Annotated in this window: 20 protein-coding genes; 14 read left to right on the forward strand and 6 right to left on the reverse strand. The window is 66.4% G+C overall.

What is annotated here, in order from left to right:
• Nucleotides 1-4: 4 nt before the first annotated feature.
• The 8 genes from nuoH to GT755_RS13060 are packed head-to-tail and all read left to right on the forward strand — an operon-like array spanning nt 5 to nt 8,877.
• A complete protein-coding gene (nuoH, locus tag GT755_RS13025; protein WP_407929408.1) occupies nt 5-1,363 on the forward strand; it encodes an NADH-quinone oxidoreductase subunit NuoH in 1,359 nt (452 codons plus the stop codon).
• Nucleotides 1,356-1,871, forward strand: coding sequence for an NADH-quinone oxidoreductase subunit NuoI (nuoI, locus tag GT755_RS13030; protein ID WP_030456122.1), 516 nt, complete (start codon nt 1,356-1,358; stop codon nt 1,869-1,871). Before nuoH ends, nuoI begins: the two co-directional genes overlap by 8 nt.
• Entirely contained in the window at nt 1,864-2,616 is a 753-nt protein-coding gene (locus GT755_RS13035) for an NADH-quinone oxidoreductase subunit J (protein ID WP_161479941.1), read from the forward strand. The genes nuoI and GT755_RS13035 overlap by 8 nt, the downstream gene beginning before the upstream one ends.
• Nucleotides 2,613-2,909, forward strand: a complete 297-nt coding sequence (nuoK, locus tag GT755_RS13040) for an NADH-quinone oxidoreductase subunit NuoK (protein ID WP_030456120.1) — start codon at nt 2,613-2,615, stop codon at nt 2,907-2,909. Before GT755_RS13035 ends, nuoK begins: the two co-directional genes overlap by 4 nt.
• Before the next feature lie 3 nt (nt 2,910-2,912).
• Complete coding sequence (gene nuoL, locus GT755_RS13045) at nt 2,913-4,823, forward strand: NADH-quinone oxidoreductase subunit L (protein ID WP_328794327.1); 1,911 nt, start codon at nt 2,913-2,915, stop codon at nt 4,821-4,823.
• Entirely contained in the window at nt 4,823-6,334 is a 1,512-nt protein-coding gene (locus tag GT755_RS13050; protein ID WP_161479942.1) for an NADH-quinone oxidoreductase subunit M, read from the forward strand. Before nuoL ends, GT755_RS13050 begins: the two co-directional genes overlap by 1 nt.
• On the forward strand, nt 6,331-7,881 hold the full coding sequence (nuoN, locus tag GT755_RS13055) for an NADH-quinone oxidoreductase subunit NuoN (RefSeq protein ID WP_161479943.1): 1,551 nt from the start codon (nt 6,331-6,333) through the stop codon (nt 7,879-7,881). The genes GT755_RS13050 and nuoN overlap by 4 nt, the downstream gene beginning before the upstream one ends.
• Before the next feature lie 12 nt (nt 7,882-7,893).
• Nucleotides 7,894-8,877, forward strand: a complete 984-nt coding sequence (locus tag GT755_RS13060; protein ID WP_030456116.1) for a polyprenyl synthetase family protein — start codon at nt 7,894-7,896, stop codon at nt 8,875-8,877.
• On the opposite strand, the gene rarD is transcribed toward GT755_RS13060, so the two are convergent.
• Entirely contained in the window at nt 8,874-9,776 is a 903-nt protein-coding gene (rarD, locus tag GT755_RS13065) for an EamA family transporter RarD (protein ID WP_161479944.1), read from the reverse strand. The genes GT755_RS13060 and rarD overlap by 4 nt on opposite strands.
• 119 nt (nt 9,777-9,895) lie before the next feature.
• Between rarD and msrA the strand changes: the two genes are divergently transcribed.
• The 6 genes from msrA (at nt 9,896) to GT755_RS13085 (ending at nt 15,558) form a co-directional block, all read left to right on the forward strand.
• Nucleotides 9,896-10,558, forward strand: a complete 663-nt coding sequence (gene msrA / locus GT755_RS13070; RefSeq protein ID WP_161479945.1) for a peptide-methionine (S)-S-oxide reductase MsrA — start codon at nt 9,896-9,898, stop codon at nt 10,556-10,558.
• A gap of 30 nt (nt 10,559-10,588) precedes the next feature.
• On the forward strand, nt 10,589-10,723 hold the full coding sequence (locus tag GT755_RS40540) for a hypothetical protein (RefSeq protein ID WP_268903231.1): 135 nt from the start codon (nt 10,589-10,591) through the stop codon (nt 10,721-10,723).
• 634 nt (nt 10,724-11,357) lie between these two features.
• The gene (locus tag GT755_RS41095; RefSeq protein ID WP_202609924.1) at nt 11,358-12,956 is read left to right on the forward strand and encodes a restriction endonuclease; all 1,599 of its coding nucleotides are present in this window, start codon (nt 11,358-11,360) and stop codon (nt 12,954-12,956) included.
• A 611-nt stretch (nt 12,957-13,567) separates the two neighbouring features.
• A complete protein-coding gene (locus tag GT755_RS41560; RefSeq protein ID WP_407929409.1) occupies nt 13,568-13,900 on the forward strand; it encodes a hypothetical protein in 333 nt (110 codons plus the stop codon).
• Nucleotides 13,901-14,158: 258 nt separating this feature from the next.
• Nucleotides 14,159-14,488 carry a putative quinol monooxygenase gene (locus tag GT755_RS13080; RefSeq protein ID WP_030456110.1) on the forward strand — a complete coding sequence of 110 codons (330 nt, stop codon included), beginning with the start codon at nt 14,159-14,161 and terminating at the stop codon, nt 14,486-14,488.
• Between the two features lie 455 nt (nt 14,489-14,943).
• Nucleotides 14,944-15,558: a hypothetical protein gene (locus tag GT755_RS13085; protein WP_161479946.1), complete on the forward strand. Its 615-nt coding sequence runs from the start codon at nt 14,944-14,946 to the stop codon at nt 15,556-15,558.
• A 161-nt stretch (nt 15,559-15,719) separates the two neighbouring features.
• Here GT755_RS13085 and GT755_RS13090 read toward each other — a convergent pair whose 3' ends face one another.
• The 5 genes from GT755_RS13090 to GT755_RS13110 are packed head-to-tail and all read right to left on the reverse strand — an operon-like array spanning nt 15,720 to nt 19,913.
• Nucleotides 15,720-16,325: a response regulator transcription factor gene (locus GT755_RS13090; RefSeq protein WP_161479947.1), complete on the reverse strand. Its 606-nt coding sequence runs from the start codon at nt 16,323-16,325 to the stop codon at nt 15,720-15,722.
• Nucleotides 16,322-17,452 (reverse strand): sensor histidine kinase, encoded by a 1,131-nt coding sequence (locus tag GT755_RS13095; protein WP_161479948.1) that lies wholly within the window; start codon nt 17,450-17,452, stop codon nt 16,322-16,324. The genes GT755_RS13090 and GT755_RS13095 overlap by 4 nt, the downstream gene beginning before the upstream one ends.
• A gap of 10 nt (nt 17,453-17,462) precedes the next feature.
• Nucleotides 17,463-18,221: an ABC transporter permease gene (locus GT755_RS13100; RefSeq protein ID WP_161479949.1), complete on the reverse strand. Its 759-nt coding sequence runs from the start codon at nt 18,219-18,221 to the stop codon at nt 17,463-17,465.
• Nucleotides 18,218-18,970 carry an ABC transporter permease gene (locus GT755_RS13105; protein ID WP_161479950.1) on the reverse strand — a complete coding sequence of 251 codons (753 nt, stop codon included), beginning with the start codon at nt 18,968-18,970 and terminating at the stop codon, nt 18,218-18,220. Before GT755_RS13105 ends, GT755_RS13100 begins: the two co-directional genes overlap by 4 nt.
• The gene (locus GT755_RS13110) at nt 18,963-19,913 is read right to left on the reverse strand and encodes an ABC transporter ATP-binding protein (protein WP_328794328.1); all 951 of its coding nucleotides are present in this window, start codon (nt 19,911-19,913) and stop codon (nt 18,963-18,965) included. The genes GT755_RS13105 and GT755_RS13110 overlap by 8 nt, the downstream gene beginning before the upstream one ends.
• Nucleotides 19,914-20,145 lie beyond the last annotated feature (232 nt).

Genomic DNA, 20,145 nt, shown 5'->3' on the forward strand with positions numbered 1-20,145 from the left:
CCTCCTGACAACGGCCAGCGTGCTGGCCAGCCCGGCCGCCCCGGGCAGTCCCGGCCCCGGGCTGGCCGACTTCGGCCACGATCCCGTGTGGATCAGCATCATCAAGGGCCTGGTCATCTTCGTCTTCCTGCTGCTGGGCGTGCTGTTCGGCGTGTGGCTTGAGCGCAAGCTCATCTCGCGCATGCAGCACCGCTACGGCCCCAACCGGGCGGGCAAGTTCGGCCTGCTTCAGACCGTCGCCGACGGTCTGAAGATGGGGCTCAAGGAAGACCTGATGCCGCGCAAGGTCGACAAGGTCATCTTCTTCCTCGCGCCGGTGGTCATCTCGGTGCCGGCGATCCTGGCCTACTCGGTCATCCCGATGGGCCCGGTCGTCTCGATGTTCGGCCACAAGACCCCGCTCCAGCTGACTGACATGCCGGTCGCGGTCCTGTTCATCCTCGCGATGTCCTCGATCGGCGTCTACGGCATCGTGCTGGCCGGGTGGGCGTCCAAGTCGCCCTACGCGATCCTCGGCGGCCTGCGGTCGTCGGCCCAGGTGGTCTCCTACGAGATCGCGATGGGCCTGTCGTTCGTGGCGGTCTTCCTGTACGCCGGCACGCTCTCCACCTCGGAGATCGTCGCCAAGCAGGCCGACGGCGGCACCGCGACGCTCTTCGGCGTCGACGTCCCGCTGCCCAGCTGGTACGCCATCCTGCTGATCCCGTCGTTCCTCATCTACGTGATGACGATGTTCGGCGAGGTCAACCGTGTGCCGTTCGACCTCCCCGAGGGCGAGGGCGAGCTGGTCGCGGGTTACCACACCGAATACAGCTCCTCGCTGAAGTTCGCGATGTTCCAGCTGGCCGAATACGTCAACGTGTTCGTGGTCTCCGGTGTGGCGGTCACCCTGTTCCTCGGCGGCTGGCGGGCCCCCTGGCCCATCTCGCTCTGGGACGGCGCGAACGTCGGCTGGCTGCCGCTGCTCTGGTTCTTCGCCAAGATCGTGCTGATCTTCTGCTTCTTCGTCTGGGTCCGCGCCTCGCTGCCGCGGGTCCGCTACGACCAGCTCATGGCCTTCGGCTGGAAGGTCCTGATCCCGCTGAACCTGGCGTGGATCCTGCTGGTCGCCACCTTCCGCGCGCTGCGTGTCGAGCAGAGCACCCCGGTCTTCATCCTGATGGCCATCGTGGTGATCGGCGCCCTCGCGGTCTTCTTCCGCTTCGACACCGTGCAGCAGCGCCGCCGCGAGGCCCAGGCCGAGCAGGTCGAAGAGGAGTTCGAGCAGCTCCGCGAGGAGCCCACCGCCGGTGGATTCCCGGTCCCGCCGCTGGATCTGCCGCACTACCACGGGGCGAATCGCAAGGAGGTCCCCAGTGCCTAAGTTCGACTGGCTGAACCCCGTCAAGGGGTTCGGCGTCACCTTCCACCACATGTTCAAGAAGCCGGTGACGGTGAACTACCCGGAGGAGAAGCGGCCCACCGCGCCGCGTTTCCACGGGCGGCACCAGCTCAACCGGTGGCCCGACGGCCTGGAGAAGTGCGTCGGCTGCGAACTGTGCGCCTGGGCCTGTCCCGCCGACGCCATCTACGTGGAGGGCGCCGACAACACCGACGAGGAGCGCTTCTCTCCCGGGGAGCGCTACGGCCGGACGTATCAGATCAACTACGCGCGCTGCATCCTGTGCGGGTTGTGCATCGAGGCGTGCCCCACCCGGGCGCTCACGATGACCAACGAGTACGAGCTGGCCGACTCCAGCCGTGAGGCGCTCATCTACACCAAGGAGATGCTGCTCGCCCCGCTGACCGCGGGCATGGAGCAGCCGCCCCACGCGATGCGCCTCGGAGAGACCGAAGAGGACTACTACCGACTGGGACGCGACAATGGGTGAGACCATCACGTTCTGGGTGCTCGCCGTCGTCTCGGTCAGCGCGGCACTCGGGCTCGTCTTCAGCCGCAAGGCCGTCTACTGCGCCCTGATGCTCGGCGTGGTGATGCTCTCGCTGGCGGTCCTCTACGCGGTCCAGGACGCTCCGTTCCTGGCGGCGGTGCAGATCATCGTCTACACCGGCGCCGTGATGATGCTGTTCCTGTTCGTGCTGATGCTGGTCGGCGTCGACTCCTCCGACTCGCTCGTCGAGACGCTCAGGGGCCAGCGCTTCTGGGCGATCGTCGCCGGGCTCGCCTTCGCCGCTCTGGTGGCGCTGGGCATCGGCAACGTGGTGTTCGCCCCGGCCGCCGGCCTCGGCGCGGTGAACGCGGCGGGCAACGTGCCGTCGCTGGCCGAGCTGATCTTCACGCGCTACGTGTTCGCCTTCGAGGTCACCTCGGCGCTGCTGATCACCGCGGCGCTGGGCGCGATGGTGCTGGCCCACCGCGAGCGCCTGGAGCAGAAGGCCACCCAGCGGGACCTGTCCCGCGAGCGCTTCGTCAAGTACGGCGAAGAGGGCGTCGACCCCTCCCCGCTGCCCGGCCCCGGCACCTACGCCCGCGCCAACGCGATCGACATGCCCGCGCTGCTGCCCGACGGCAAGATCTCCAAGCTGTCGGTCAACCGCTACATCGCCAGGTACGAGGCCGAAGAGGGCACCATCGACCCGAAGGTGGCCGAGATCCTGGAAGGTGAGGACAAGTGACCACCCACTACCTCGTGCTCAGCGCGCTGCTGTTCGCGATCGGCGGGATCGGCGTGCTCGTCCGGCGCAACGCCATCGTCGTGTTCATGTGCGTGGAGCTCATGCTCAACGCGTGCAACCTGGCGTTCGTCACCTTCGCCCGCCAGAACGGCAATGTCGACGGTCAGGTCATCGCCTTCTTCGTGATGATCGTGGCCGCCGCCGAGGTCGTCATCGGCCTGGCCATCATCGTGACGATCTTCCGAACCCGCAGGTCCGCGTCGGTCGACGACGCCAGCCTGCTGAAGTACTAAGAGGTGGCCGTGGAACCCGCAGAGATTTTGTCGCACGCCGGCGGGGGTGCGATCAGCCTGGCCTGGCTGATGATCGTGCTGCCCCTCGCCGGTGCCGCGATTCTCCTTATCGGTGGCCGCGCCACGAACAAGTGGGGCCACCTCCTTGGCGTGCTCATGTCGGTCGGCGCCTTCGTGGTGGCGGCCCTCGTGTTCCTTCAGCTCATCGGGCTCGACCCGGCGCAGCGCCGCCAGTCGGTGAACCTCTACGAGTTCATCCCGGGCGTCGCGAACATCGGGCTCCTGATCGACCCCTTGTCGATCTCGTTCTGCCTGCTGATCACGTTCGTCGGCTCGCTGATCCACATCTACTCGATCGGCTACATGTCGCACGACCCGGACAGGCGGCGGTTCTTCGCCTACCTGAACCTGTTCGTCGCGGCGATGCTGCTGCTGGTGCTGGCCGACAACTACGTCGCCCTGTTCATCGGCTGGGAGGGCGTGGGTCTCGCCTCCTACCTCCTGATCGGGTTCTGGCAGTACAAGCCGTCGGCGGCGGTGGCCGCGAAGAAGGCGTTCGTGGTCAACCGGGTCGGTGACTTCGGCCTGCTGGTCGCGATGTTCCTGATCTTCGCCCAGTTCGGCACGCTGTCCTACGCGGAGGTCTTCCCGAACGCCGCCCAGGCCAGCCAGGGGGTGCAGACCGCGATCGGCCTGCTGCTCCTGCTCGGCGCGTGCGGCAAGTCGGCGCAGCTCCCGCTGCAGTCGTGGCTTCTGGACGCGATGGAGGGCCCGACCCCGGTCTCGGCCCTCATCCACGCCGCGACGATGGTCACCGCCGGCGTCTACCTGGTGGTCCGCTCGGGCGCCGCGTTCTTCCCCGAGGGCAGCACGGCCGGTCTGGTCGTGACGATCGTCGGTGTGGCCACGCTGCTGGCCGGTGCGATCATCGGTACGGCCAAGGACGACATCAAGAAGGGCCTGGCCGGTTCGACGATGTCGCAGATCGGCTACATGATGCTCGCCGCGGGCATCGGCCCGGCCGGTTACGCCTTCGCCATCGCCCACCTCATCACCCACGGCTTCTTCAAGGCCGACCTGTTCCTCGGCGCGGGCTCGGTCATGCACGCCATGAACGACGAGGTCGACATGCGGCGCTACGGCGGCCTGCGCAAGCTGCTACCGATCACGTTCGTCACCTTCTTCATCGGCTACCTGGCGATCATCGGCTTCCCGCTGCTGTCCGGTTACTTCACCAAGGACGGCATCATCGAGTCGGTCATGCACCACAACGCCATCCTCGGCTGGCTCGCGGTGCTGGGCGCCGGCATCACCGGCTTCTACATGACCCGCATGGTCGTGATGACCTTCTTCGGCCCGAAGCGCTGGGATGAGAAGGCCCACCCGCACGAGTCGCCGGCCGTGATGACCTGGCCGCTGATCATCCTGTCGGTCTTCTCGGTCGGCTTGGGCGCCTACCTGGTCCTCAGCAACCGCCTGATGGTCTTCCTCAGCCCGGCCGTCGGCCGGCCGGCCGACCTGCCCGGGTTCCACGCGTTCACCGTCCCCGGTCTGGTGACGCTGGCCCTGGTGGCCGTCGGCGCCGGGATCGCGATCGCCAAGTACGGCCGCTCCGAAGTGCCGGTCGTGCAGCCGCGCGGCTCGTTCCTCACCGTCTTCGCCCGTCGTGACCTCTACGGCGACGCCCTGAACGAGGCGCTGTTCATGCGCCCCGGCCAGTGGCTCACCCGCCTGGCGGTCTTCTTCGACAACCGGGGCATCGACGGCGTGGTCAACGGCCTGGCGGCCGGTGTCGGCGGATCGTCCGGCAGGCTGCGGAAGATCCAGACCGGCTACGTCCGGTCGTACGCCCTGTCGATATTCGTCGGTGCCGCCGTGCTGGCCGGTGCCTGGTTCGTGGTTGGGACCCTGTGATGACCGCCATCCCGTGGCTTTCGATCCTGATGGGCGTGTCCGTCCTGGGCGCGCTCGGCGTGTCGTTCCTCAAGAACGACAAGGTCGCCAAGCAGGCGACGCTCGGCGTCTCGCTGCTCGTGCTGGTGCTGGCCGTCGTGATGACGGTCGGCTTCAGCCCCAACGGCGACCGGTTCCAGTACGCCGAGACGTATGACTGGATCCCCTCCTTCGGCGTCCACTACGCGGTGGCCGTCGACGGCGTGGCGCTGGTGCTGATCCTGCTGTCGGCCATCCTGGTGCCGATCGTCGTGCTGGCCTCCTGGCACGACGCCGAGCAGGGCAAGCGCTCTGTCCGGACCTACTTCGCGCTGCTGCTCGTCCTCGAGGCGATGATGATCGGCGTCTTCGCGGCGACCGACGTCTTCCTGTTCTACGTGTTCTTCGAGGCCATGCTGATCCCGATGTACTTCATGATCGGGTCGTACGGCGGCGCGCAGCGGTCCTACGCGGCGGTCAAGTTCCTGCTGTACTCGCTGTTCGGCGGCCTGCTGATGCTGGTGGCCGTGATCGCGCTCTACAACGTGGCCGACAAGAACAGCTTCCTGTTCCCCGAGCTCATCGGCGCGGTCACCGACCCGACGACGCAGAAGTGGCTCTTCCTGGGCTTCTTCATCGCGTTCGCGATCAAGGCCCCGCTCTGGCCGGTGCACACCTGGTTGCCCGACGCCGCCGCGCAGGCCCCGGCCGGCGCCGCGGTGCTGCTCGTGGGCGTGCTCGACAAGGTCGGCACCTTCGGCATGCTGCGGTTCTGCCTGGAACTGTTCCCGGACGCGGCCAAGTGGGCGACCCCGGTCGTCATCGCGCTGTCGGTGATCGGCATCGTCTACGGCGCCATCGTGGCGATCGGTCAGACCGACATCAAGCGGCTCATCGCGTACACCTCGATCTCGCACTTCGGGTTCATCACGATGGGCGTGTTCGCGATGACCACCACGGCGGCCTCGGGCGCGACCCTCTACATGGTCAACCACGGGTTCTCGACCGGTGTGCTGTTCCTGGTGGCGGGCTTCCTGATCTACCGCCGCGGCTCGCAGTTCATCGCCGACTACGGCGGCGTGCAGAAGGTCGCCCCGCTGCTGGCGGGCGCGTTCCTCATCGCGGGTCTGTCGGGTCTGTCGCTGCCCGGCCTGAGCACGTTCGTCAGCGAGTTCATGGTGCTCCTGGGCACCTTCGAGCGCTACGCCGTACCGGCCATCATCGGCACGACCGGCGTCATCCTCGCCGCCATCTACATCCTGTGGATGTATCAGCGCACCATGAACGGCCCCACCGCCGAGTCGGTCGCCGAGATGAAGGACCTCAACGGGCGCGAACGCTGGGTCGTCGCGCCGCTGATCGCCCTGATCGTCGTCTTGGGCTTCTTCCCCAAGCCGCTTCTCGACGTGATCAACCCCGCGGTCAAGGAGTCGCTCGTCAACGTGAAGGTCACCGACCCGGCTCCGGTCGTCGCTGTTAAGGAGGGCCAGTGATCACGGCTCCCACCATCGAGTACTTCGCACTGGCCCCGCTGCTGATCATCTTCGGCGCGGCCATCATCGGGGTGCTCGTCGAGGCGTTCGCGCCTCGCTACCTGCGGCGGGCGGTCCACGTCCCGCTGACGCTGCTGTCGTTGGTCGGCGCGTTCGCGCTGGTCATCCTGCAGACGATCCGCGGCGTCCCGACGACTCCGGCGGCGATGGGCTCGGTCGCGGTCGACGGCCCGACCCTGTTCATCTGGGGCACCATCCTGGTGCTGTCGTTCGTCAGCATTCTGCTGATCAACGATGAAGAGCAGTTCGTGCCCTCCGCCGCCTCCGTCCCCGGCTCCGCCGAGGAGGAGAAGGCGATCACCGAGGGTGCGGCGCACACCGAGGTCTACCCGCTGGCCCTGTTCGCCATCGGCGGCATGCTGCTCTTCCCGGCCTCGAACGACCTGCTCATCATGTTCGTCGCCCTCGAGGTCATGTCGCTGCCGCTCTACCTGCTGTGCGGCCTGGCCCGTCGCCGCCGCCTGCTGTCGCAGGAGGCGTCGGTCAAGTACTTCCTGCTCGGCGCGTTCTCCTCGGCCTTCTTCCTGTACGGCACCGCGCTGCTGTACGGCTTCGCCGGCACCGTCGACCTGGTCGGCATCTCCCGCGCCCTGGCCGCCGCCGGCGGCACGGAGACCCTGCTGCTCGTCGGCACGGCCATGCTGGGCGTGGGCCTGCTCTTCAAGATCGGCGCCGCGCCCTTCCAGGCGTGGAAGCCCGACGTCTACCAGGGCGCCCCGACGCCGATCACCGCGCTGATGGCCTCCGGAACCCTGGTGGCCGCCTTCGGCGCCGTCCTGCGGGTCTTCTGGGTCGCGCTGGGCAACGACAGCTGGAACTGGCAGCCCATCATGTGGGGCGTCGCCGCCCTGACGATGGTGGTCGGCTCGATCCTGGCGATCACCCAGACCGACATCAAGCGCATGCTGGCCTACTCCTCGATCGCCCACGCGGGCTTCCTGCTCGTCGGCGTCATGGCCGTCGGCGAGAAGGGCCAGAACGCGCTGGCGCTGTCGGGCCTGCTGTTCTACCTGGTCACCTACGGCATCACCACGGTCGGCGCGTTCGCCGTCGTGACGCTCGTGCGCGACCCGGGCGGCGAGGCGTGGCACCTGTCGCGCTGGGCGGGCCTGGGCAAGCGTTCGCCGAAGCTGGCGGGCCTGTTCGCCTTCTTCCTGCTGGCCTTCGCCGGAATCCCGCTCACCAGCGGCTTCTTCGGCAAGTACGCCGTCTTCAGGTCGGCCGTGGCCGTCGGCCAGGGCTGGCTGACCGGCCTGGTCGTGCTCGCGGTCGTGGCCTCGGCCGCGGCGGCGTTCTTCTACGTCCGCGTGATCGTGCTGATGTTCTTCAGCGACCCCTCGGCCGACGGCCCGACCGTCGTCACGCCGTCGTGGGCCACGTCGACTGTGGTCGGCTTCTCGGCATTCGCTACGGTAGCCCTGGGGGTTTTCCCGCAGCCTGTCCTCGATCTGGCGGAAAAGGCTGCGAAGTCATTGTTCGTGCAATAAGGGAGCTTTGCTATGGCCGCGCCGCCCGTTGTTGACCTGCCCGTCGCCGACGCGCGGCTGGCCGAGGACCTCTCCAACGGCCTCGCGGCTGTGGAGAAGCAGCTCCGTTCGGCGGTGGAAAGTGAGGACACGTTCGTCACCGACGTGTCCAAACACCTCATAGAGGCGGGCGGCAAGCGCTTCCGCGCGATGCTCGTCCTCCTCGCCGCCCAGTTCGGCGACCACACGGCGCCCGGGGTCATCCCGGGCGCCGTCGTCATGGAGCTGACCCACGTGGCCACGCTCTACCACGACGACGTGATGGACGAGGCGTCCGAGCGGCGCGGCAAGCCGTCGGCCAACGCCCGTTGGAACAACACGCTGGCGATCCTGACGGGCGACTACGTGTTCGCGCGGGCCGCCGACATCATGGCCGACCTGGGACCCGAGCCGGTCCGCATCCAGGCCAAGACCTTCGCCCGGCTGGTCCGCGGCCAGATCCGCGAGACCGTCGGCCCGGCCGAGGGCGTCGACCCCATCGAGCACTACATCGACGTACTGGCCGACAAGACCGGCTCCCTGATCGCCACCTCCGCCCGGCTCGGCGCGATGCTGGCCGGCGCGCCGCAGGACGTCGTGCTCCGGCTGACCGCGGCCTGCGAGGCCATCGGCGTGGCCTTCCAGCTCGGCGACGACATCATCGACGTCGCCTCCGACACCTCGGGCAAGACGCCCGGCACCGACCTGCGCGAGGGCATCCGCACCCTGCCGGTCCTCTACGCCCTCAACTCCGACGAGAACCCCCGGCTGCGCTCCCTCGTCGCCGGCCCGGTGCCCGAGGCCGACATCGACGAGGCGCTGGAACTGCTGCGCGCCTCGGAGTCGCTGAAGATGGCACGGGCGGAGCTGGAGCGCTGGTCGGCACGCGCGAAGGAGCAGCTCTCCGAACTGCCCGACATCCCGGCCCGCGCCGCCCTGCTGTCGCTCTGCGACTTCGTGGTGGAGCGCTCGGGCTAACCGACCGTCGCCAGCTCCTTCTCTTGTACGGGCTGCTTGACGAGGCCGTACCGCAGGCTGTCCCAGGTGAACACCGCCAGGGCCAGCCAGACCACCCCGAACCCGAGCCAGCGCTCGGCCGGCATGGTCTCCTTGACGATCAGCACCCCGCAGAGGAACTGCAGCACGGGCGCGATGTACTGGAGCAGCCCCACGATCGTCAGCGGCACGGTGATGACCGAGGCGGCGAAGAACAGCAGCGGGACCGCCGTCACGATGCCGGAGCTGATGAGCAGCAGGGCGTGCCCCGTGCCGTGGTTGCCGAAGGTGTTGCCCTCGCCCAGGGTGAACAGGTAGATCGCGGCCGGGACCAGCATGACCAGGGTCTCGATCGTGAGGCTCTCGGCCGCTCCGACCTGGGCCTTCTTCTTGACCAGGCCGTACAGACCGAAACTGAACGCCAGCGTGAGGGCGATCCAGGGCAGCTGCCCGTAGCCCAGGGTGAGGATGACGACGGCGGTGGCTCCCAGGCCGACCGCGACCCACTGCCACCGGCGCAGCCGCTCACCGAGGATGACGACGCCGAACAGAATGCTGACCAGCGGGTTGATGAAGTAGCCGAGGGCGCTCTCCACGACGTGCCCGGAGTTGACCGCGTAGATGTAGACGCCCCAGTTGGCCGACACGAGCCCCGCCGCCGCCGTCAGCAGCAGGACCTGCCTTCTGGTCATCCGCCTGATCCACTTCCAATGCCGCCGGACCGCCAGGATGGCGACCACGGCGGCGAGCGACCAGAGCATGCGGTGCGCCAAAATCTCGACGGCTCCGCTGGGCTTGAGGAGAGGCCAGTACAGAGGGAACAGACCCCAGAGGGCGTAGGCGGCGATGCCGTACCAGACTCCTCGGCGCAAATCAGGCATGAACCCAAGTTTGGCTGCTTACCTTGTTTATTACAAATAAGTGATGTTGGTTTGATGGTTAAGTGGTCCTAACGGAACAAAGCTTGGCGCACCTTGGTTGAGGTGGTCAGGAGGTAGACATGGGTTGGATCTTCGGTACGAACAAGGCAACCATGGTGAGCGCCGGCGACGCGCTCCCGGGACGGTCCGCCACCATGCCGGTGGCCGACCGGCACCTTGTCCTGGGAGCCCCACTGACCCCGCCGTGGCCCGAGGGAACCGAGGTCGCCGACTTCGGACTCGGCTGCTTCTGGGGCGCGGAGCGCAAGTTCTGGCAGACCCCCGGGGTCGTCTCGACCGCGGTCGGCTACCAGGGCGGGTACACCCCCAACCCGACCTACGAGGAGGTCTGTTCCGGGCTGACCGGCCACACCGAGGTCGTCCGGGTCGTCTTCGACCCCTCCCGGGTGTCCTACGAGGAGCTGCTCCGCGTGTTCTGGGAGGCGCACGACCCCACGCAGGGGATGCGCCAGGGGAACGACGTCGGGACGCAGTACCGGTCGGCGATCTACACGCACTCCGAGGCGCAGGAGAAGTCGGCGGCGGCTTCGCTGGCGGCTTATCAGGAGGTGCTGACGTCGGCGGGGTACGGGGGGATCACCACTGAGGTGCGGGAGGCGCCGGAGTTCTACTACGCGGAGGATTATCACCAGCAGTACCTTCACCGCAACGTTAACGGGTACTGCGGGATTGGCGGGACGGGCGTCGCTTGTCCGGTCGGTCTTACTTCTGGTGAGGCGTAGAGGTGCGGCTTTAGCCTGAACTGCTGGCCCTTGGTCGGTCTCCCTTGGGAGCTGATCTTGGGCCAGACGTGTTTTGGCGACGAGGTCCTCTACAAGGTCAAGGCGGCCCGCCTGCGGCGTGCCGCGCGCTGGGCGGTCGTGTGCACTGCCGCCTTCACCTGCTGATACAACATGCCAGGCGGTCAACCCATTCTTGATCATTCGCAAACGATCCGGAGTGAGGGAGTCGTTCTATGTGCCCTAAATACTTGCTGCGTTCACTGATCCGCGCCACCTTCCCGGCGGTCCCGCACTGGATCTGATTGGGCTCCTCATAGATCTGGGTGATCTTCGTCCCTTAAATCGCCTACCAGGGATGATGCGGCGGTTAGGGCCACGAGCAGCGAAAACAGCTTGGAGTGCCGTTTATTGCTCTGCAGCACCTTGCACCCTCTCACGGAACGGCGACGGAATAGAAGTCGCTCCCTCGACTCCGCTTATGGGCGGCAGATGATTACGCAGCGTGATGAGGAGTGCCGCCAGATCGCGCTATCCCATCAAGCGACGAGTCGGCACGGTCAGGTGACATTCACGGTCCGTCACCGGCGCAGCTCTAAGCACCTAGGGTGTTCCACAATGTCAGGAGCAGCAGCGACGACGGACAGTCGCCGGGGACCGCCCGGATATCAACGTGAGCGCACCCCATGACGAACACAGACTGTCGATCTACTCTGAACTAGACGTCACAGTAGGCGGCAGGCCTTCTCCGACGGCATGGCCTGCGACTGCCAGTCCCCGACACGGACGGAGGCTTGATCAGGTGGCGGGTGGTCGTAGCGAGTGGGAGCGGCAGCAGGCAGCTCATCGCCGCGAAGCCGAGCGGCGGGCGCGCGAGGCGGCGAGGATCGCCAAAGAGCAGGAGCGCGATCGCCAGCGCAGACGCCTGGAACAACAGCAGGCCAAGGCAGACCGAAAGAGCGCCGAGATGGCTCAACGCATCGAAGAACTCGACCGGGTTCTCCTTGCGGCACTTCCGGTACGCCCCTTGTCCTTCGATCAAATGCAGGTCAGCAGCTCGGTGCGCCTCTTCGAGCCTCCGGGCCACCTGGCCGCCGCCGAGCCGGCTCCCGACTGGGCCGCTTACGAACCGGCACCACCATCCAGCTTCGGGAAGCTTTTCGGCGGCACCGCCCGCTATCAGCGAGAACTGGCCGATGCCCGCAGACGCTTCGACAGCGCCATGGCCGCCAACCAGAAGCACGAAGAGCAGCGGCTCCGCGACCTCGATGCGGCACGTACGGCTCATGATCGTCAGGCTGCCGCCGACTCGAAGAGGGTCATGGAAGCCAACGCCCACCTGAATCGGATGCGTGCCGACTTCGAGGCGGGCCGGCCGGAGGCTCTGGAGTGGTTCACCACGAGGGTTCTGGAACGATCGGCGTATCCCAAGGGCTTCCCCAAGCTCTTCCAGGTTGCATACCGCCCGGAGAATCGTGACCTCGTCGTCGAGTTCGAGCTTCCGCCGCAGAGCGTGATCCCAGACGTCCGCGCCTACAAGTACGTAAAGACCCGGGACACCATCGACCCGGTGCCGCGAGCACAGATTGAGGTCAGGCAGCGGTATGCCAAGCTTCTGGCCTGCGTGGCACTCCGCACGCTCCACGAAATCTTCGCCTCCATACCGGGCGATCTCGTCGAGGCGGTGGTGTTCAACGGCCGCGTCAACACCGTCGACCAGGCGACCGGCAAGAAGGTACGCCCACATCTGCTGAGTGTGGAGGCCGAACGGAGCGAGTTCGAGGAACTCGTGCTGGCCGAGGTGAACCCGGTGGCATGCCTGAAGCGGCTCAACGCCCTCGTCTCGCCGAACCCGTACGATCTTGAAGCCGTCGAACCGTTCATCACCTTCGACCTCAAAAGGTTCCGGTTCTCCGAGGACATGGACGTCGTGTCTGGACTGGACTCACGCCGTAACCTGCTCAAGCTCTCACCCACCGAGTTCGAGCACTTGGTACGGGAATTGTTCGTGGCCATGGGAGCCGAAGCCTGGACAACTATTCCATCGAAGGACGGCGGCGTGGACGCCGTGGCGACGAGCGACAACCTGTTCTTCGGAGGCGTCTGCCTCATCCAGGCGAAACGATGGGCAGGGCTCGTCGGCCTGGAAGCGGTCCACGCGCTCACGGGCGTGATGGCCGATCACAACGCGACCACGGGCGTATTGGTCACGATGTCGTGGTTCGGACGAGCCAGCGAACAGTTCGCCCAACGCAACAGGATCACGTTGATCAACGGTGCCGAGCTGAAACACCTCATCAAGAGGCACCTGAACATCGACGTCATCCCGGGCACCACACCGCCGCGCAACGCCAAGGCGTCCGACAACCGGCAAACCGGTCGGCCTGGCCCAGCTGTTTAGCCTGCTGAACCTGGCCGCACGAGGCTCGCCCCTAAGAGCGGCTCTTAGGAAAGGCATCCACGCAGGTCAGCTCCTACTTACGCTATCGCAAAGGCGGGCGCATGAGACCGTTCTCCCTACTCCATGGCCGATCGGAGTGAGTGAGATCTTCGTCAATCTATAGCTTCTCTGACCGGCGCATGAGTCCTTCTCCTCTCGCAAGAGACCTACCAATGGCCTGTTGCGGGAATGGCGACGGATTTTAAGATTTGGCGCGTGGATCAACGGCCGTCTCGAGCATCTACCACTGCTTATCCTTCGCAAGAACTTCGCCGGGGCCATCCGTTTCCGCTACTACGCGTGTCAATCGGCTAGGAGAGCGGTGGCGGTACGGCGGCCTACCTGTCAACGCTAGGCGTGAGACGCCCCACAACAGCATGCCCCGACCTTCATGAACTTTCCTGCAACCTTGGCAGCGAGAACTTGTAGTATCCTTCGATACCAGGCGCCTTCCGGGCTCTATTTCGCAGGGACTTTCATCCAACCTCAAGGCATGGACGGCGCTGAACTATCGCGGCTCCTATCGCAACTGCTAGCCAATAGCATATCACCCATGGTCGGCGAAAACAGAAATATACAATGAGCTCTGCTTTGGCTATCGCGACGAAGTCTTCGTTATATTGCTAATCAATGCCCGGGAGCTGCTACTTAAGGCTATCGTTTCGAAATCCGGCCAGCGAGGCGCTCACGTCGTTGTCCGGGTAGACGCCGACGATGTGCCAGCCCTTGCGCTCGACCAGAGCTCGGCGATCGGCTTCCTGGCGAGCGACTCCCAGGCACGCACCCGCTCGATCCTGGCTGATCCCGGCAGTAGACCGCTGCGCGTCTCGTCAGGGTTACATAGATACACGTTCGCAGGGACGGGCGTCGCTTGTCCTGTCGGTCTTACTTCTGGTGAGGCGTAGAGCTGCGGCTTCGGCCTGAATCGCTGGCCCTTGGTCGGCCTCCTTCGGAGGCTGATCTCGGGCCAGATGTGTGTTCGGCGACGAGTTTCTCCGAGAGCTCCAGTCGAGCTGTAGTGCTCACCGTGGAGGCGCACCCTCGGCGTTGGCGGGTGGGGGTCGCGGTCTCCGCCGGGCGGAGGCCGTCTGGCTAGACTCGACGGATCACGCGCCGGTCATGCCGGTCGTACCCTGCCATCTCACTGACTTGCGAGACATTCCATGATCTTCATTACGGCGAAGTTCCACGTGCTGCCCGAGTATGCCGACCAGTGGCCGGAGATCGTACGCGAGTTCACCGAGGCCACTCGCGGTGAGCCTGGCTGCTTGTGGTTCGACTGGTCGCGCAGTGTCGAGGACCCGACGGAGTACGTCCTCGTCGAGGCGTTTCGGGATGGCGATGCGGGAGGTGCACACGTCCAGTCCGATCACTTCAGGAAGGCGCAGCAGACGTTGCCCCGCCATCTCGCCGAGACCCCCCGGATCGTCAACGCGACGCTTCCGCAGGACGACTGGTCGCTTCTCGGCGAGATGGCCGTGCCTGAGTCGTGAGGCAAGCTTGGGGCGTGGATGTCCACGTACCCGCGGACGATGTCAGAGCCCCCCGGGCGCAGGCCGGGCCGAATCGGCAGCACGGAGCCACTGTGACCTGCACGGCCAGCTGAATCCGGACCTCGCCCGGTGCTCCAGTGCAATGGAGGTCCGGCCGGGCGGGAATCGGCTTGCGGCGAGCCACGCCCAGATCTGCGCATGCTCCGGTCCTGACTGACCCGGCAGTTCATGGGTCACATAAGTACACGCTCGTGTCCGGTCGGTCTTACTTCTGGTGAGGTGTAGAGCGGCCCTTGGCCGGGACGTGTTTTCGGCGACGAGTTTCTCTACAGGGTCAAGCCGCCCGCCTGGGGCGGCCGGCGGCGCGTCCGGGCGCCAGGACGAGGCACTGATTCTGGGTGCTCATCGAAATCTTAAGATTCGCCAGACGACCCGTCCTAGGAGGCGGGCGAGGAGTGGCATTGCTGAACTTCTCGCCCGCTTTCCTCTCGCCGTCGTCGTGCAGAATCTGGATATCTTCTGTGAATGCCTTTCCTGCCGAAAGTCAACAGAGCCTCCTGCTTGAACATGGACTCCATAGCTTCTTCATGGCTCAATGGGTCAGCATCGAAGACATCGGCGAGGTGGCCCGGCGGTTGCGCATCGCGGCGGAGACGACAGTCGTGTGCGACTTTCAGGCGGCCATGGAATCTTACGGTTCTAAGTCCGGAGGGTCGCAGCGGGCTTGGATCACCCGCCTTGCTCCCGGCTGGTCCCTAGTTCTTTATCTCAATGGATTCAGGTCGTCTCCGGAGGCCCTCAGCCTAGGCGGCCAGCGCGGTTTCGATGTCTCATGCATCTACGGTATAGGAGAAATCGATGAACTCTCTTACATCCATGATGGTGTATGGGATGGAGCCATCTACGATGAGGAAGAATATCGCGTTTACTGGGAGGATCTGACATGTGACATTAGTTCACTAGAAGGGCAGCTGGAAGAGTATCTATGTGTCTTGGGAAGAGTCAGTGGGCGGTTTCTCGACCGCGACTTGTTTTCATCGCAAGGGCTGCTGGGCATCATTCCCGAATAGCTGCGTATGTCTCATTTGCGGGCAAAGGATGTGTAGATCCCGACGTGCGGGATGTGGGCCTTGATGGCCCGTGTCACGCCGAACTGTTCAGGCGACGCAGCCATGGCGTGAATCGATCTCGTGGAGTCTGGTGCACGGTCGGCCTCACGGCGAACCGAGGTTCACAGCCAGCCCGCATCCTCGGCGATTCGGATGGCGTCGATCTTGTTGCGGGCGCCGGTCTTGGTGATCGCGCCGGTGAGGTAGTTGCGTACGGTGCCCACCGACAGGTGCAGCCGGGCGGCGATCTCTTCGGCGGTGGCCCCTCCGGCGGTTTCCCGCAGGACAGTGGCCTCGCGTGAGGTGAGAGGGCTCTCTCCGCGCTCCATCGCCGAGGCCACCAGCTCCGCGTCCAGCACCCGCAGCCCGGCCGCTGTGCGCCTGATCGCGTCGGCCAGGCGTTCGCCGGGGGCGTCCTTGACCAGGAACGCCTCGATGCCCACTGACAATGCGCGCCGTACCTGACCTGGCTGGCCCATCGCGGTCAGCACCAGGATGCGGCAGTCGGGGAGCACCTCCCGTAGCTGCGCGGCGGCGGTGATGCCGTCCAGCACGGGCAGGTCGATGTCGACGATCGCCACGTCAGGCCGCACCCGCAGCGCGGCGGGGACGATCTCGTCCCCGCGTGTCACCTCGGCCACCACATCCAGGTCGGCCTCCAGTCGGAGCAGGGCGGTGAGGGCGGCCCGGATCATATGCATGTCCTCGGCCAGGAGGACGCGGATCATGTGGGCACCTCCATGGTCAACCGGAATCCGCCCTCTGACGTGCGGCCGGCCTCGACCGTGCCCCCCGCCTGCGCGGCCCGCTCCACCAGCCCGACCAGCCCGCCGGTGAGAGTCTGGGCACCACCAGGCCCATCACCGGCCGTAGCGGTTTGCGCGTCATCAGGTGGGAGGCCGTTGTTGACGATCTCCAGATGGGCGCGTCCCGCACGGTTGGAGGTGGTGATCGAACAGGTGGTGGCGCGGCTGTGCCGCAGGATGTTCGTGACACCCTCGCGCACGGCCCACGCGAGGGCCTCGTCCGGCTCCCGGGACACGGTGATCTGGGCGAGGTTGACCTGGCAGCCGATGCCAGACGATTCCAGCAGCGCCGCGGCCCGGTGCACCTCATCGGCGAGCGTCATCCGCCGGTAGCCGCGAGCCACCTGACGCACCTCCTGCGCGGCCTCCCTCGCCACCTGGACCAGCGCGCCGACCTCGGTCTTCGCGGTGGGGAGATCGCGGTCCATGAGCCGGGTGGCCAGGTCGCCCTTCAACACGATCGCGGTGAGGCTATGGCCCAGCCCGTCGTGCAGGTCGCGGGAGATCCGCAACCGCTCCTTCAGTACCGCCGCCTCCGCCAGGCCGGCCCGCGCCTGCTCGAGTTCGGCGGTGACCCGGACCAGCCGCACGACGACGTAGAACATGGCGCCGGTGATGACGATGGTCAGGGAGTAGAAGAACGAGCCGGTCACGTCGTGCCAGATGCCGTAAAGCCACCAGAACTCCACCGCCGCCATCGTCATCACCATGACGCCGCCCCAGCGCAGTGGGAGCAGCAGGAGCACCGGCCCGGCCAGGAGCGGCGCGGTCCCGGCCGACCAGTTGGGGAATCCGATGACCTCCGGCAGGTAGGCGGCGACCACCTGCACCGTCAGTGTCGCGGGGAGCCACCGGGATCTGGTGCCTGTGAACGCCTGCCGTACATGAAGGATATGCGGCAAGTAGAAAGCGGTCAGCACAGCGAGCAGCCGAGCATTGATCGACATGGAGGCGGTCACGAGGGAGGCCACGAGGGGGATGATCGTGTAGCCGATGGAGATCAGGACGATCAGCGCGATCCCGAGCCGCCGTGCGGAGGTCGAGTTCATGATCGGCCCATTATGACTTTCTGGAGTCCCAGCGGAACCACCTCCTAATCGAGAGCAGCGCGATCCCCGCCCACACCGCCAGAGCCAAAGCCGGTACGGCTGCCGCCGCCAGGTCGGAGCCGAGTGTTCCCGGCCCGTAGGAAGTGCGGACCACGTCCACCACCGCGCTGGTGGGCAGGGCGGCGAGCAATGGGTGCAGCCAGGAGGGCAGCAGGTCCATGATCGTGCCCATCGCCCCGGACGCGAGCCCGGCCAGGAAGAAGAACGGCAGAGTCATGGGCGCCGCGAGCTCCCCGCGCGGGATCGCGGCCGTCCACGCCACCCCCAGCGTCGCCAGCACCGCCGAACCCGCGACGGCGAACACCGTGAACAGCACCGGATTCCTCGGCAGCGGCACATCGGCCAGGAAGTGTACGGCCACGGCCGACACGATCATGAGGGCGACCGTCTGCGTGACGTTGTTCGCGACCTCGCCGAGGAGAATCTGCCGGTCGGTGAGCCGGGTGGTGCGCAGCCGTTTGAGCACGAGCTGGTCGCGGCGCATGGTCAGGGCGACGGTGATGTTCAGAAACGCGGTTGCCGCCAGGATGAGCGCGAGCGCCCCCGCGAACATCTGCGCCGCGGCCGCGACGCCGTCGGCCTGGACGTTGCGCATCAGCGTCGGCATTCCGATCGCCAGCCCCAGCGGGGTGATCACAGAGGCAGGCAGCATGCCCTTGTCGCGCCAGAACAGCCGGGCGCTCAGCTTGTAGGTGGCTGTGAAACTCATCGCCGTGGGTCCCATCGGAAGAGGAAGCGGACGGTGACCAGGCCGAGGAGGGCCCAGACGGTCAGGTTCAGAACGGGCCCGGTCAGCGTCGCAAGCTCGCCGCCTCGGTAGGCGAGTCCGGCGATCTCGACCATCGCTCCGGTCGGCAGCAGGTCGAGTGCCCACTGGACCCAGCCGGGGAGGAGGCCGGTGACGAACGGCCCATATCCTCCGGCCCCGACCGCGCTGGCCACGATGAACGGGATCGTGGCGGGGGCGTTCAGGTCAGGGCGGCGGGTCACGATCGAGAAGATGACGCCGATCAGCGCCAGCACCCCGGCCACCGCGACGACGCACGCCGCGAACAACAGCGGCAGTTGAGGTGGCGGGACGTAGGTGAAGGTGTAGAGGATCATCGAGATGAGGGCCGACAGGAGAGTGGCCTGCGTCACGATGTTGACCAGCTCGCCGCCGATGATGGCCCGCCCGCGCAGGCCCGAGGCGCGTAAGCGCTTGAGAACCAGCATCTCCCGCCTGGTCGACAGCGTCACGGCCGTCTGAGTGGTCGCGACCATGGTCAGGACCACGGCGAGCATGCCGAGATGCATGCCGAGCACCACCTCCACATCGCGGCTCCTGAGCGAGGCGGCGATCAGCAACGGCAGGCCCGCGCCCAGGCAGACGCCGAGCACCGCGATGCCGCCGACAGCCCGCCCGTCGCCCAAGAACAGCCGTCCGCCCAGCCGCGCCACGGTCAGCACGTCACGCACGGGCGCCACCACTCCGGCCAGGGCGGTCGCTTCGGGCCGGGGCGCCGTTTGGGGGTGTTTCGTGGTTCTGGGCCAGTTCCAGGAACAGGTCTTCCAGTGAGGCCGCCCGGACCTCCAGTCCGCGCAGGCGCAGGCCGCGTTCGCTCGCCCAGCCCAGCAGCGTCTGGGCGGCCAGGTCTGGATCGGCGGCCTGGACCACGGCGAGTCTGCCCCGCACGGTCGCGGGCAGCGGCAACTCCCCGGGATCGATCACGGACGGCAGCTCGAAAGAGACCCGCCCCACCCGCGCGGCCAGCGTCTCGGCCATGTCGCCGTCGACGACGATCTCACCTCTGTCCATGATGGCCAGGTTCGTCGCCAACTGCTGGGCCTCCTCCAGATAGTGGGTGGTCAGCAGCACGGTCGTGCCCCGGGCGGCGAGGTCGCGGACGACCTCCCAGATGTTGCGGCGGGCCTCAGGGTCCATGCCGGTTGTCGGCTCGTCCAGGAACAGCACGTCGGGCCGGCCCAGCAGGGCCAGCGCCAGGTCCAAGCGGCGCTTCTCACCGCCGGACAGCTGCCGCACCTTCGTCTTCGCCTTCGCGGTCAGGCCCGCCAGCTCCAGCGCCTCGCTCGCGGGCCGCGCGGCGGGGGTGAAGTCACGCCAGATCTCGACCGTCTGCCCGGCCGTCAGATCTGGAAAGAACCCGGCCTCCTGCAACATGATGCCGACATTGCCGCGCACCTGGGCGCGGTCTTTGATCGGGTCGAGGCCCAGCACCCGGACCGAGCCGGTGTCCGGCTTCTGGAACCCGATGAGCAGCTCGATCGTCGTGGTCTTGCCCGCGCCGTTGCGGCCCAGCAAGGCGAAGACCGTTCCCGCCTCGACCTCGAACGAAATGTCGTCGACCGCCTGGAATTTTCCGTAGCTCTTGCTGAGGCGGTTCACCTGAATCGCTGTCACGCCTTGATTCTTCGGTAGGGGCGATGGTGGAAACAGTGAGCAATTCATGACTTCGCGGCGCGTGCGGAGCATACGAAGCGGCGCGACTTGCGTATGAACTGGGCAAGATGCTGCGGGGTATGCGCGAGGAGCGAGGTTGCAAACGTGGAAAGGCCGATATGACTCAGTCTGCGGTGGCATCTGGCGCACGCACTGAATGCAGCGAGATAGAGGTCCGGTTAACGCCGCGGGC

The organism is Herbidospora solisilvae (assembly GCF_009901565.1).
Classification (GTDB): Bacteria; Actinomycetota; Actinomycetes; order Streptosporangiales; family Streptosporangiaceae; genus Herbidospora; species Herbidospora solisilvae.

Excerpts from the sequence above, each read along its gene's own strand:
- GT755_RS13035 (WP_161479941.1), top strand. The coding sequence starts at position 1,864 with ATGGGTGAGACCATCACGTTCTGGGTGCTCGCCGTCGTCTCGGTCAGC.
- GT755_RS13050 (WP_161479942.1), top strand. The coding sequence starts at position 4,823 with ATGACCGCCATCCCGTGGCTTTCGATCCTGATGGGCGTGTCCGTCCTG.
- GT755_RS13060 (WP_030456116.1), top strand. The coding sequence starts at position 7,894 with ATGGCCGCGCCGCCCGTTGTTGACCTGCCCGTCGCCGACGCGCGGCTG.
- rarD (WP_161479944.1), bottom strand. The coding sequence starts at position 9,776 with ATGCCTGATTTGCGCCGAGGAGTCTGGTACGGCATCGCCGCCTACGCC.
- msrA (WP_161479945.1), top strand. The coding sequence starts at position 9,896 with ATGGGTTGGATCTTCGGTACGAACAAGGCAACCATGGTGAGCGCCGGC.
- GT755_RS13080 (WP_030456110.1), top strand. The coding sequence starts at position 14,159 with ATGATCTTCATTACGGCGAAGTTCCACGTGCTGCCCGAGTATGCCGAC.
- GT755_RS13090 (WP_161479947.1), bottom strand. The coding sequence starts at position 16,325 with ATGATCCGCGTCCTCCTGGCCGAGGACATGCATATGATCCGGGCCGCC.
- GT755_RS13095 (WP_161479948.1), bottom strand. The coding sequence starts at position 17,452 with ATGAACTCGACCTCCGCACGGCGGCTCGGGATCGCGCTGATCGTCCTG.
- GT755_RS13100 (WP_161479949.1), bottom strand. The coding sequence starts at position 18,221 with ATGAGTTTCACAGCCACCTACAAGCTGAGCGCCCGGCTGTTCTGGCGC.